Origin of the sequence: Rhodococcus jostii NBRC 16295 (assembly GCF_001894825.1) — a bacterium.
In the GTDB taxonomy this organism is placed as follows: domain Bacteria; phylum Actinomycetota; class Actinomycetes; order Mycobacteriales; family Mycobacteriaceae; genus Rhodococcus_F; species Rhodococcus_F jostii.
In genome coordinates, this window is record NZ_BCWY01000030.1 from 37,341 (window position 1) to 50,247 (window position 12,907).

Genomic DNA, 12,907 nt, shown 5'->3' on the forward strand with positions numbered 1-12,907 from the left:
TTACCGTCGGAGCATGGACCGCACCCCCTCCACCCCGATCCGCCTGACCGACGCGGCGCTCACCTTCCTCGGCGAATACCACCTCGGGACGCTGACGACGCTCCGCAAGAACGGCACCCCGCACGTCGTCGCCGTCGGCTTCACCTGGGATCAGGAGCACGGGCTGGCGCGGGTCATCACCAACGGCTCCTCGCAGAAGGCACTCAACGCCGAACGCGGAGGGTACGGCGCGCTGAGCCAGGTGGACGGTCCCCGCTGGATGACCCTCGAAGGCCCCGCCCGGGTCCTCACCGACCCCGAGTCCGTCGCCGACGCCGTGGCCCGCTACGCGGCCAGGTACCGCCAGCCCCGGGTGAACCCGACGCGGGTGGTCGTGGAGATCGCCGTCAGCCGCGTACTCGGCTCGGCTGCGCTCCGTCACCACTGAACCGCAGCTTCCACGGGACCAGCGCGGACTCGAGCTGCACCGCGAGGCTCATCTTGGACACGCCGTCGGTGCGCTCCTCGAACCGGATCGGGACCTCGGCGATGGTCATGCCGCGCTGCACCGTCCGGTAGTTCATCTCGACCTGGAACGCGTAGCCGTTGCTCTGCACCCCGTCCACGTCGATGGCCCGCAGCGTGTCCGCATGCCAGGCCTTGAACCCGGCGGTGGCGTCCTTGACGCGCAGCCGCAGGATCGCGTTGACGTAGAAGTTCGCCCACGCCGACAGCGCCTTGCGATGCCAGGGCCAGTCGCTGGCGACCGCGCCGCCGGCCACGTAGCGGGAGCCGAGCACGACGGCCGCATCCGTTGTCGCGAGGGTCTCCACCATCCGCGGGATGGCCTCGGTGGGGTGCGACAGGTCGGCGTCCATCTGGATCACGATGTCGGCGCCCTCGGCCAGCGCCCGGGTCATCCCGGCGACGTAGGCCCGCCCGAGGCCGTCCTTGACGGTCCGGTGCAGCACTCCGACCGGGATCGGACCGCTCTGCGCGAGCGTGTCGGCGACCTCACCGGTGCCGTCCGGCGAGTTGTCGTCGACGACCAGCACGTGCAGGTTCGGAATCTCCAACGCCGCGAGAAGCTCGACGATCTTGGGCAGGTTGTCGCGTTCGTTGTAGGTCGGTACAACGACGGTTACCTTCGGGGCGACGCTCTCCATGACACCTTCGCGTGATCTGTGGTCCCGACGCGCCGCAGACGGGCAACGGCGAGTGCGGTCGTGAACAAATGGAAGATGTTACTACCCGCGCCGCACCGTCCCCGCACGCTCCCGGTCCTCAGCCGGGGAGAACCGTCAATCCGTGGGGCCTCGTGTTGACCGGCTCACAGCCGTCGGCGGTCACGATGACGATGTCCTCGATCCTGGCACCCCACTCCCCGCGGAAGTAGATTCCGGGCTCCACGCTGAACGCCATCCCCTCGGCCAGCTCGATCCCGTTACCCGACACGATGTAGGGCTCCTCGTGCACCGACAGCCCGATTCCGTGCCCGGTCCGGTGCACGAACACCTCGGCCAGACCCCGCGCCGCCAGCAGGTCCCGGGCGGCGGCGTCGACCGCTTCGGCGGTGACGCCGGGACGCACGAGGTCGACGGCCGCCGCCTGCGCCTCCTCGAGGACCGCGAACTTGGCGGCCACAGCCGGATCGGGTTCACCCATGCTGTACGTGCGGGTGGAGTCGGAGTTGTAGCCGGGTTCGACGGGTCCGCCGATGTCGATGACCACCACGTCCCCGGATTCGATGGCCCGCTCGGACACCTCGTGGTGCGGGTCCGCGCCGTGCGGTCCCGAGCCGACGATGACGAACGCCGCCTCGGTGTGCCCCTCCTCCAGGATCGCGGCGGTGATGTCGGCCGCCACCCGGGATTCGGTGCGGCCGACCTTCAGGAACTCCCCCATCCGGGCGTGAACCCGGTCGATGGCCTGACCGGCGCGGCGCAACGCGTCGATCTCTGCGTCGTCCTTGACCATCCGCAGCTCCCGCAGCACCCCCGTGGCCAGGACCGGCAGCGCACCGAGCGCCTCCGACAGCGGGATCAGGTGCAACGCAGGCATCGCATCCGTGACGGCGGTCCGGGCAGGTGACGGCAGCAGCGCCGACACCAACGCGTACGGGTCGACCCCGTCCACCCAGTCGCGGATGGTCAGACCCAGTTCGGACACGGCTGATTCGGTGAGCGAGGCCAGTTCGAGCCGCGGCACGACCACGGACGCGGTCTCACCGTTCGCCGGAATCACCAGGCAGGTGAGCCGTTCGAACGACTCCGCACGCGAACCCAGCAGATACCGCAGGTCGGGTCCGGGGGTGATGAGGAGGCCGTCGAGCCCGGCATCGCGGGCGAGGGCGCCGGCGCGAGCGATTCGGTCGGCATAGATGGTGGTCGGGAAGCGTGAAGTCGATGCGCCGAGGGAACTCATGGCTTCAGGCTAAACCGGTTTGGCAGGATGAGGGTCATGACAGGGCCTCTGCTTCTCCTCGACGGTGCCAGCCTGTGGTTTCGCGCGTACTACGCGCTACCCGACTCGATCACTTCACCCGACGGTCGTTCCGTCAACGCGGTACGCGGATTCACCGACATGGTGGCCGCACTGATCACCAAGCATCAGCCGTCCCGGCTCGCGGTGTGCCTCGACCTGGACTGGCGTCCCGCGTTCCGCGTCGAAGCGGTGCCCACCTACAAGGCGCACCGGGTCGCCGAGGACACCGGCGGGGCGGAGGAAGAGGTGCCCGACACCCTGTCGCCGCAGGTCCCGATGATCCTGGATGTCTTGGCCGCCACCGGAATCGCCACCGCCGGCGCCGAGGGCCTCGAAGCCGACGACGTTCTCGGCACCCTCGCCGCCACCGAGACCAGGGACGCCACCATCGTCGTCACCGGCGACCGCGACCTCCTGCAGGTCGTCACCGACGACCCGGTACCGGTGCGAGTGCTGTACGTGGTGCGCGGTCTCGCGAAGGCCGAACTGCTCGGGCCGGAAGAGGTGGCAGCCAAGTACGGGGTGCCGGCCGACCGGGCCGGTGAGGCCTACGCGGAACTCGCGCTGCTGCGCGGCGACTCGTCCGACGGCCTGCCGGGAGTGAAGGGAATCGGCGAGAAGACGGCGTCGAGCCTGATCATGCAGTACGGGTCGCTGGCCGCTCTGCGGGCCGCCGCGGTCGATCCCGAATCCGACATGGCGAAGGGTGCGCGCGCGAAGTTCGCCGCCGCCGCGGAATATCTCGACGCGGCGCTGCCCGTGGTGCGGGTGGTCCGTGACGCGGACGTCGAACTGTCCCGCGAAGACACGCTGCCCGCCGAACCGGTCGATGCGGACCGGCTCGGCGGGCTGGCGGAGGAACTCGGAATCGAGAATTCCGTGGGACGTCTCACGGCGGCGATGAAAAAGGTGGCCGCCGCACGGGTTCCGTGACGGCCGGGTGGGCCGAGGGCGTGTCTAACTGGGGCGGCTCACCTCGTAGGTGCCCTTGTCGTCGGTGAATGTCAGAGTGACCTGCTTCTTCTCCCCGTCGACGGTGAGACTGCAGGTGAAGCTGTTGCCCTTCTTCACTTCCTGATCAGCCGGGCACGTCACACCGGAGACGTTCTCGGCACCGTACGAATCGGTGACGATGCGCTCGACACCGTCCTCTGCCGCCTTCTGATCGAGCGTGTCGGTGCCGAATACGGTGAACGCGAGCACCAGGGCGATGCCCACGATCACCAGCAGCGCGACCACACCGCCGATGATCAACGGCAGCTTCGACTTCCCGGACGACGGCGGCTGCCCCCACTGCTGCTGACCGGGAGCCGGCCCCCACTGCTGCGGCTGACCCGGTTGCTGGCCCCACTGCGGCTGACCGGGCTGCGGCTGCTGCCCCCACTGCCCGGGACCCGGCTGTCCGAGCTGACCGGGTTGCGGTTGCTGGCCCCACTGCGGCTGACCGGGCTGCTGAGGGTGCTGCCCCCACTGCGGCTGACCGGGCTGCTGCGGCTGACCCGGGCCCGGCTGCCCCCACGGCTGGGCGGGCGGCTGCTGACCGTACTGCGGCGCCCCGTACTGGCCGCCGGTCTGGTCAGGGTTACCCTGGCCCGGTTGCTGTCCCTGGGCCCATTGCCCGTTCGGGTCGTTCGGTCCGTAAGGGCCGCTCATCGTCGCCTCCCGCTCACGTGTCAAGTTTTGTACCTACCGTAACGCCCCACCCCCGGAATCGGGCCCTCGGAGGGCGTGCGAATCCAACCACACGGCGTCGGGTCACGCAGCATCCACGGCGACGACACCGCGACGGATCGCCGCCACTGCACGACCGGCGGCCTTGCCGACCTCCGGATCGGGCGATGTCGACCGGACCTGTTCGAGCAGGTCGATCACCTGCCGGCACCACCGGACGAAGTCGCCGGCAGACAGGGCCCGCCCCTGATCCCCCGCCGCGATCAGCGCCTCGACCAGCGAATTGTCGCTCGCCCAATGGTAGATCGCCGCAGCGAATCCGAGATCCGGCTCACGGGTGGGCGGCAACTTGTGCCGGATCTCGTCCGCTCGCAGTTCCCGCCACACCCGGACGGTCTCGTCGAGGGCGTGCCGCAGCGCTCCGGGGCCGCCGCTCTCGACGGTGTCCCCCTCACGGCGCGATTCGAAGATGACCGAGGAGACGACGGCGGCGAGTTCCGCGGGCCCGAGCCCCTTCCACACCCCCTGCCGGAGGCACTCGGCGACCAAGAGGTCGCTCTCGCAATAGATTCGGCTCAACCGCGTGCCGTGCTCGGTGGCGTCGGGGTGCTCGCCCGCCGAGATGTAGTCACGCTCGGCGAGCAGCGACAGGATGCGGTCGAACGTGCGCGCCAGCGAGTTCGTCGTGGCAGCCACCTTCTGCCGCATCGTCTCGGTCTCGCGGGCCAACCGGTTGTAGCGCTCCCCTATCCGGCTCAGTTGCTCACGGTCGGGCCAACTGTGGCAGGGATGCTGCCGGATGGCGCGGCGCAACCGTGCGATCTCGGCGTCGTCGCCCGCCGCGCCGGCCTTCTTCCGCTTCCGGCGCCCCGGCGCGACGATTCCGGTGCTGCGCAACGCCGATGCCAGATCGCGTCGCACCCGGGCGGTGTGGTGATCGAAGCGTCGCGGCAACCGCATCGATCCCAAAGACCGTGCGGGCTCGGGGAAGTCGCCGGCCGACACCCGGCCCGCCCACTTCGCCTCGGTGAGGATCAACGGTTTCGGGTCCGTCGGGTCCCGGTCCGGTTCGAGCACCACGGCCAGTCCGGAGTGCCGTCCCACGGGGATCGCGATCACGTCGCCGCGCCGCAACGCGACGAGCGACGCCACGGCGGCGTCCCGTCGCTCGGTGCGGCCGGCCCGTTCGAGCGACCGTTCCCGGCTGCTCAGTTCCTCGCGCAGTCGCGCGTATTCGAAGTACTCCCCGTCCTCCCCGCCCAGCCGTTCGCGGAGCGTGGTGAGTGCGTCCTCGTTGCGTTCGATGCCGCGGGTCAGGCCGACGACGGAACGGTCGGCCTGGAACTGGGCGAACGACCTCTCGAGCAGGGCCCGGGATTCGGCCGCACCCATCCGGTCGATCAGGTTGATGGTCATGTTGTAGCCGGGACGGAACGAGCTGCGCAGCGGGAACGTGCGGGTCGAGGCGAGGCCGGCGACGTCCACCGGCTCCACCCCGGGCTGCCACAGGACGACAGCGTGCCCCTCGATGTCGATGCCGCGGCGCCCGGCGCGACCGGTGAGCTGTGTGTACTCCCCCGGTGTGAGTTCGGCGTGGGCCTCACCGTTGTATTTCACGAGGCGCTCGAGGACGACCGTGCGGGCCGGCATGTTGATGCCGAGCGCCAGCGTCTCGGTGGCGAACACGGCCCGGACCAGTCCCTTGACGAACAACTCCTCGACGGTCTGCCGGAACGCCGGCAGCATCCCCGCGTGGTGCGCGGCGAGGCCTCGCTCGAGCGCCTTGCGCCATTCCCAGTACCCGAGGACCTCCAGGTCGGCCTTCGGCAACTCCGCGGTGTGCTCGTCGATGATCGTCCGGATCTCGGCGACCTGCTCCGGCGTCGTCAGATCGAGGCGGGACCGCAGGCACTGTGCCAGGGCGGCATCACACCCGGCACGGCTGAAGATGAACGTGATCGCCGGGAGCAGCCCCTCGTCGTCGAGGCGGGAGATCACCTCCGGTCGGGGCAACGGCCGGAAGTCGCTGGAGTACCCGCGGCCGCCCCCCCTGCGCCCCCGGCCCCGGGACTCCCACGAGTCGGCCCGCTCGAGGGCCTGCCGCTGCTTGACGTACCGCACCAGATCCTGGTCCACCACCAGGTCCTTGCGGGCGTCCCCGCTCAGCGCCCTCGTGTCGAAGAGATCGAACAACCGGCGTCCGACCATGATGTGCTGCCACAGCGGGATCGGGCGGTTCTCGTCGACCACCACGGTGGTGTCGCCGCGCACCGTCTCCATCCACGCACCGAACTCCTCGGCGTTGCTGACGGTCGCCGACAGGCTGACGAGGCGGACGTCCTCGGAGAGGTGCAGGATCACCTCTTCCCACACGGCGCCACGGAACCGGTCGGCCAGGAAGTGCACCTCGTCCATGACGACGTGGGACAGGCCGCGCAGCGCCGGGGAGTCTGCGTACAGCATGTTCCGCAGCACCTCGGTGGTCATGACGACCACCGGGGCGTCCGAGTTGATGCTCGAATCGCCGGTCAGCAGGCCGACGGTGTCCCTGCCGTATCGCCGCACCAGCTCCGCGTACTTCTGATTGCTCAGCGCCTTGATCGGGGTGGTGTAGAAGCACTTACGGCCGGCGCCGAGCGCCAGGTGCACGGCGAATTCGCCGACCACGGTCTTTCCCGCGCCGGTCGGGGCGCAGACGAGGACGCCGTGGCCGCCCTCGAGCGCGCGGCAGGCGTTGATCTGGAAGGGGTCGAGCACGAAGCCGAGCTGCGCCGAGAACACGTCGAGTTCGGTGCCGCCGGTCGTCTCACCTGTTGTCACTGCCACCCCGTCAGATTGTCACAGGGTGTCGGAGAAGTCCTGACCCGGTGTGTTGCTTCCGGTCGTGCTCGCGTCGTCGTTCTTGTTCGCTGCGCCGGACTTGCCGGACTTGCGGGACCGCCGGAACCGGCCGGCCGGCTCGGGGACCGGTGTGGCGGCGACGTCGAACGCCTCGTTCAGGTCCGACGGCGCCGCGATGGTCGAGGCCTCGTCGTCGTCGAGTGCACCCCACTCCTGCTCGGTGCGACGCGCTTTGCGGCGGTCGTTGAGGCGGGCGATCTGCACGGCGACTTCGAACAGCAGGGTCAGCGCGAACGCGAGGGCGAGCATCGAGAACGGGTCCTGCCCGGGGGTGGCGATCGCGGCGAACACGAACAGAGCGAAGATCAGGCCGCGGCGCCACGCCTTGAGCTTCGCGTAGGGCAGGATGCCGACGAAGTTCAGGGCGACGATGAGCAGCGGGATCTCGAAGCTGACACCGAAGATGATCAGCAGGTTGATGATGAACCCGAAGTATTCGGCGCCGCCGAGCGCGGTGATCTGGACGTTGTCACCGATCGTCAGCAGGAAGTGCAGGGCCTTCGCGACCACCACGTAGGCGAGGACTGCGCCCGCGATGAACAGCATCGCGCCGGACACCACGAAACCGATCGCGTAGCGACGTTCCTTCGCGTACAGGCCGGGTGTGATGAACGCCCACAGTTGGTACAGCCAGATCGGACAGGCGAGGACGATGCCCGCCGTCAACGCAACTTTGAACCGGAGCATGAACTGCTCGAACGGTCCGGTCGCGAGGAGGCGGCACGACCCGTCGCTCGTCAGGTCGGCGCGGCTCGACGCCGGCAGCGAGCAGTACGGTCCCTGCAGGAGCTCACCGAGGCTCTCGATCCCGAGAATCTGGTGGGAGTACCAGTAGAAGCCCACCGCGGTGGTGACCAGGATGGCCAGCACCGACAGGAGCAGTCGCGTCCGCAGCTCGTAGAGGTGATCGACCAACGACATCGTGCCGTCGGGATTGGTCCTCCGCTTGCTGGTGCGCGGATCGAACGGAATTCGCACTGTTGTTCGCCCTAGTCTTGGTCAGCAGGCAACCGGGGTGAAGATTCACCCCGGTTGTCAGGCGGCTCGGGCTAAGCCGACTTCGGCTCGGTGTGGTGCGGCTGCACCGGCGCCGGCGGGGTGACCGGTGCGGTCGTGGTGTCTGCCACGGGCAGCTCGGCGGGCGCGCTCTGCTGCGCGGGGGGCGCCGGCGTGCTGTTGTCGTTCTGCATCTCCTTGACCTCGCTCTTGAAGATGCGGAGCGAGCGGCCGAGTCCACGAGCCGCATCGGGCAGCTTCTTGGAACCGAACAGGATGATGACGACCAGCGCGACGATGGCCCAGTGCCAGGGGCTCATGGCTCCCATGATGAAACCTCCAAAAGATCAGGTGACCCCGATGCTACCGGACATACACGGCACCAGCCCGGTCGAAACTGGCTAGCTGCGCTGCCGTTTGCCTGCCTGTTTCCTGGGTGCCCGCTGTGAGCGCAGATCGGCGAGCAGGGCGTCCCCGGACCAGTGCCGGTTCCCACCCGCCTCGGCCTCGCGGATCAGCTCGACCAGTCGCGCATTCACCGGGGCGTCCGCACCCGACGCCGCGGCCAGCCGCACGATCTCGCCGCTGATCCAGTCCACCTCGGTGCGCCTGCCCGCTTCGAGGTCGTCCCACATCGACGACCGCGCGTGCGGGTCGATGGCCAGCATCCGGCTGCCCGCCACCCCGAACACCCCGTCCGGGACGGTCAGCAACCGGGGAATCCACTGCGGCGGCAGCGGTGTGAGCTTGGCGACAGCGATGCCACGGGCGGTCAGGAGATCCAGCGCCTCCCGCTGCGCCAGCGCGAGAGCGCACCGGAACGCTCGCTGCGACAGCTCCTCGCGGAGCGGCAGACCGGACAGGGCGTTGACCGCGTTGTTCAGGTTGAGCAGCAACTTCGCCCACTGCACCGAGCGGAAGTCCTCGTGAGCGTGCAGCGGCAGCCCGGCGTCGTCGAACACCGGCGCGTATGCGCGTACCACCGGATGCTGCTCGATCTCGAGGTCGCCCTCGGAGCCCTGATGGAAATGTCCGCCGGCGCGGTGCACGACGTTGAACGGCACCATCGCCGCCAGGACGACGTGCTCCGCCAGCAGCGCACGCAGGGTGTCCGCATTGCCCAGCCCATTCTGCGCACTCACCACCACCGTGTCGGGGCCGATCACCGTCGCCAGTGCGGCACCCGCCTCCGGTGTCGCCGCCGACTTCACCGAGACGAGAACGAGATCGGCGGTGGCCGCCGACTCCGGTCCGGTGGCGAACGCGATGTCGGCGGAACCGACCGGGATGTCCGCGCCGTGCAGGTCCGTCAGACGCAACCCGTGTGCGCGGATCTCGGTCCCGATCCGCTCCCGGCCGATCAGCGTGACCTCGGCGCCCGCCGCGGCGAGCCGGCCCCCGATATAGCAACCGATGCTGCCCGCGCCGAACACGCTGACCCGCAACGGACGCATGGCGCTCATGCCTCGACGGCGTCGTAGGCCGACAGCGCCTCCACCGCCCGGCGGCGCACCTCGTCCACCAGCTCAGCCGGTCCGAGCACCGTGATTCCGGAACCGAACCCGAGGACCAGCCTCGCCATCCACTCGAGGGCCCCGTAGCTCATGCTCGCCTCGACCGAGCCGTCGGGGGCGACCGTGCGGACATCCATCGGGTAGTAGTCGAGCACCCACACGCAGTCGGCGGCGATGCGCAACCGTGCCTGCGGCAGCGACGCGTCTCCGCTGAACAATTCGAGATTGGAATCCCGCACGAGGGCCTGGGCGGGTGGCGTCGACGGCTCGTCCAGTTCGGTGGCGGCGTCGATCCGGTCGAGCCGGAACAGCCGCACTCCCTCCGCCTGACGGCACCACGCCTGCAGATAGCTGTGATTGTCGACCAGCACGATCCGCACCGGGTCCACGGTCCGCTCGGTGACCCGGTCCCGGGACGCCGAGTAGTACGTCAGGTGCAGTGCGCGGCGGCGATGGAGTGCGGACCGCACCGCGGCGGCGATCGGATCTTCCGCCACGTCCTCCACCGCATCCCGCTCCGACGTCGGCGTCACCGTCGCGCGGGCCGCCGCGGTGCCCGCGGCGTCCTCGATCTTGGCGATCGCGCTGTGCGCCGCCGACGGATCGACCATGCCCGGCATCTCCACCAGCGAACGCAGGGCAATCAGCAGGGCGGTGGCCTCCGTCGACGTCAACCGCAGCGGGCGGTCGATGCCCGCCGAGAACGTCACCTCGATGCTCTCCTCGGAGAACGAGAGGTCGATGAGGTCGCCCGGGCCGTAGCCGGGCAGCCCGCACACCCACAGCTGGTTGAGGTCCGACATCAGCTGGGTGGTGGTGACACCCAGTTCGGCGGCGGCCTCGGCCGCGCTCATCCCCGGGTTCGCGATGAAGTACGGCACCAGGTTGAGGAGCCGGGACAATCTCGACGACAGCCTGTTGCTCACGACGTCCCCCCTTCCGCGGCGTCCTTCAGTTTCGTCAGCACATCGTGGCGTAGTTCGGCCGGATCGAGGACCAGGGCATCCGCCCCGTGGCCGGCGACCAGCCGCGCGATCCAGTCCCGGGAGCGGACCGGGATCGCGAGTACGGTGCCGCTGCGCTCGTTGACCCGCCTCTCCCCCGTCGCCGTCCCCAGTCGGCGCAGTTCCTGGGCTCGGCCCTCGGCTACCCACACGGTGGCGGTCCCGGTGACCTCGCCCGAACCGGTAACCCGGTCGACGATCTCCCGCAGATCCACACCTGCCGGTTTGTGCACGGCTCCCGACGGTCCGAACTCCCGCACGTCGTCGCCGATTCGCGACAACCGGAACGTCCGGACGGCCCCCCGGTCGACGTCGTGACCGACGAGGTACCAGCGACCGTGCGCGGTGACGACACCCCATGGTTCCACGGTCCGCTCGGTGTACGGCTCGTTGAGGGCGCCGCGGTGCGGGAAATGCACGGCGCGGCCGGCGTCGACCGCCGCGAGGAGCTTCCCGAGCGCCGGTTCGGAGCCGCGGGTGCGGGCGGGGACGGCGGTGATCGGGGTGGCCGCCGAGTCGGGATCCACCTGCACACCCGCGGCCCGCAGCTTGAGCAGTGCCCCCTGGGCGGCGGACGTCAACTCCGGCGACTCCCACAACTGGACCGCGACCGCGACCGCCGCCGACTCCTCCTGGCTGAGGTCGATGTCGGGGAGCTCGTACGCATTGCGGTTGATGCGGTAGCCCTCGACGGTCGAGAAGCGCGACGCCTGCCCCGTCTCGAGCGGAACACCGAGATCCCGAAGCTCGTTCTTGTCGCGTTCGAACATGCGGCTGAACGCCTCGTCGCTGGCGGAGTCGGCGTACCCGGCAACGCTCTCGCGAATCTTCTCGGCGGTGAGGAACTGTCTGGTGGACAACAAACAGATCACCAGGTTCATCAAGCGCTCGATCTTGGAAGTCGGCACGCCCGGAAGCCTAGTGGGTGAGACCGTTCCGGACCCCCGCAGCGCCGCTACATCGAGGCAATCAGGCGCTCCACCCGCTCGTCGACCGACCGGAACGGGTCCTTGCACAGCACGGTCCGCTGGGCCTGGTCGTTGAGCTTGAGATGCACCCAGTCGACCGTGAAGTCGCGTCCGGCCTCCTGCGCGGCGGTGATGAACTCGCCGCGTAGCTTCGCCCGGGTGGTCTGCGGCGGGGTGTCCACCGCCGCCTCGATCGTCTCGTCCTCGGTGATCCGCTTCACGAGACCCTTGCGCTGCAGCACGTCGAACACGCCGCGACCTCGTTTGATGTCGTGGTATGCCAGATCGAGCTGCGCGATCTTCGGGTCGGCGAGCTCGAAGCCGTGCCGGTCCTGATAGCGCTGGAACAGTTTGCGCTTGATCACCCAGTCGATCTCCGTGTCGACCTTCGCGAAGTCCTGGGTCTCGACGGCGTCGAGCATCCGGCCCCACAGGTCCACCACCTGCGTGACCTGGGGATCGGGGTCGCGGTTCTGCAGGTGTTCGACCGCCCGCGCGTGGTACTCCCGCTGGATGTCGAGGGCGCTGGCCTGACGGCCGCCGGCCAGCCGCACCGGACGGCGTCCGGTCACGTCGTGGCTGACCTCGCGGATGGCGCGGATCGGGTTGTCGAGCGCGAAGTCGCGGAACGACACCCCGGCCTCGATCATCTCCAGGACGAGCGCCGCCGTGCCGACCTTCAGCATGGTGGTGGATTCGGACATGTTCGAATCGCCGACGATCACGTGCAGGCGGCGGTACTTCTCCGCGTCCGCGTGCGGCTCGTCGCGGGTGTTGATGATGGGCCGCGACCGCGTGGTCGCCGAAGACACTCCTTCCCAGATGTGCTCGGCGCGCTGTGACAGGCAGAACGTGGCCGCCTTCGGCGTCTGCAGGACCTTGCCGGCGCCACAGATCAGCTGCCGCGTCACCAGGAACGGGAGAAGCACGTCCGAGATCCGGGAGAACTCGCCCGCCCGGGCCACGAGGAAGTTCTCGTGACAGCCGTAGGAATTGCCGGCCGAGTCGGTGTTGTTCTTGAACAGGTAGATGTCGCCGCCGATGCCTTCCTCGGCGAGCCGCTGTTCGGCGTCGATCAGCAACTCCTCGAGAACCCGCTCACCGGCCCGGTCGTGGTTGACCAACTGGATGAGGTTGTCGCACTCGGCCGTCGCGTATTCGGGGTGCGAGCCGACGTCCAGATACAGGCGGGCACCGTTCCGGAGGAACACGTTGGAGCTCCGGCCCCACGACACCACCCGCCGGAACAGGTAGCGCGCAACCTCGTCCGGGCTCAGTCGCCTGTGACCATGGAAGGTGCAGGTCACACCGAACTCTGTCTCAATTCCCATGATTCGTCGCTGCACACCTCGAGAGTACAACCGATCACCCGGCGGAGCGTTAAAACGGT

12 protein-coding genes are annotated in these 12,907 nt (G+C 69.1%); 2 read left to right on the plus strand and 10 right to left on the minus strand.

The annotated features are described in order from the left end of the window. Nucleotides 1-13: 13 nt before the first annotated feature. Nucleotides 14-427, plus strand: a complete 414-nt coding sequence (locus tag RJ1_RS20260; RefSeq protein ID WP_073363204.1) for a TIGR03618 family F420-dependent PPOX class oxidoreductase — start codon at nucleotides 14-16, stop codon at nucleotides 425-427. Here the strand turns inward: RJ1_RS20260 and RJ1_RS20265 are convergent. Next, a complete protein-coding gene (locus RJ1_RS20265) occupies nucleotides 387-1,145 on the minus strand; it encodes a polyprenol monophosphomannose synthase (RefSeq protein WP_073363206.1) in 759 nt (252 codons plus the stop codon). The genes RJ1_RS20260 and RJ1_RS20265 overlap by 41 nt on opposite strands. A 118-nt stretch (nucleotides 1,146-1,263) precedes the next feature. Then, complete coding sequence (locus RJ1_RS20270; RefSeq protein ID WP_073363209.1) at nucleotides 1,264-2,403, minus strand: M24 family metallopeptidase; 1,140 nt, start codon at nucleotides 2,401-2,403, stop codon at nucleotides 1,264-1,266. Nucleotides 2,404-2,439: 36 nt separating this feature from the next. On the opposite strand from RJ1_RS20270, the gene RJ1_RS20275 reads away from it, so the two are divergent. Next, nucleotides 2,440-3,396, plus strand: coding sequence for a 5'-3' exonuclease (locus RJ1_RS20275; protein WP_073363211.1), 957 nt, complete (start codon nucleotides 2,440-2,442; stop codon nucleotides 3,394-3,396). Nucleotides 3,397-3,420: 24 nt separating this feature from the next. On the opposite strand, the gene RJ1_RS20280 is transcribed toward RJ1_RS20275, so the two are convergent. The 8 genes from RJ1_RS20280 to pafA all read right to left on the minus strand — a co-directional run bounded on the left by RJ1_RS20280 (nucleotide 3,421) and on the right by pafA (nucleotide 12,863). Continuing rightward, a complete protein-coding gene (locus tag RJ1_RS20280) occupies nucleotides 3,421-4,116 on the minus strand; it encodes a DUF4333 domain-containing protein (protein WP_073363214.1) in 696 nt (231 codons plus the stop codon). Between the two features lie 102 nt (nucleotides 4,117-4,218). Then, the gene (locus tag RJ1_RS20285; protein ID WP_073363361.1) at nucleotides 4,219-6,954 is read right to left on the minus strand and encodes a DEAD/DEAH box helicase; all 2,736 of its coding nucleotides are present in this window, start codon (nucleotides 6,952-6,954) and stop codon (nucleotides 4,219-4,221) included. An 18-nt stretch (nucleotides 6,955-6,972) separates the two neighbouring features. Further along, nucleotides 6,973-8,013 carry a twin-arginine translocase subunit TatC gene (tatC, locus tag RJ1_RS20290; RefSeq protein ID WP_073363217.1) on the minus strand — a complete coding sequence of 347 codons (1,041 nt, stop codon included), beginning with the start codon at nucleotides 8,011-8,013 and terminating at the stop codon, nucleotides 6,973-6,975. A gap of 71 nt (nucleotides 8,014-8,084) precedes the next feature. Next, a complete protein-coding gene (tatA, locus tag RJ1_RS20295) occupies nucleotides 8,085-8,360 on the minus strand; it encodes a Sec-independent protein translocase subunit TatA (protein ID WP_073363220.1) in 276 nt (91 codons plus the stop codon). A 72-nt stretch (nucleotides 8,361-8,432) separates the two neighbouring features. Beyond that, on the minus strand, nucleotides 8,433-9,494 hold the full coding sequence (locus RJ1_RS20300) for a 2-dehydropantoate 2-reductase (protein ID WP_073363223.1): 1,062 nt from the start codon (nucleotides 9,492-9,494) through the stop codon (nucleotides 8,433-8,435). Beyond that, a complete protein-coding gene (locus tag RJ1_RS20305) occupies nucleotides 9,491-10,471 on the minus strand; it encodes a helix-turn-helix transcriptional regulator (protein WP_073363226.1) in 981 nt (326 codons plus the stop codon). Before RJ1_RS20305 ends, RJ1_RS20300 begins: the two co-directional genes overlap by 4 nt. Then, complete coding sequence (locus RJ1_RS20310; RefSeq protein WP_174695002.1) at nucleotides 10,468-11,457, minus strand: helix-turn-helix transcriptional regulator; 990 nt, start codon at nucleotides 11,455-11,457, stop codon at nucleotides 10,468-10,470. The genes RJ1_RS20305 and RJ1_RS20310 overlap by 4 nt, the downstream gene beginning before the upstream one ends. Before the next feature lie 47 nt (nucleotides 11,458-11,504). Next, on the minus strand, nucleotides 11,505-12,863 hold the full coding sequence (gene pafA, locus RJ1_RS20315) for a Pup--protein ligase (protein WP_012687833.1): 1,359 nt from the start codon (nucleotides 12,861-12,863) through the stop codon (nucleotides 11,505-11,507). Nucleotides 12,864-12,907 lie beyond the last annotated feature (44 nt).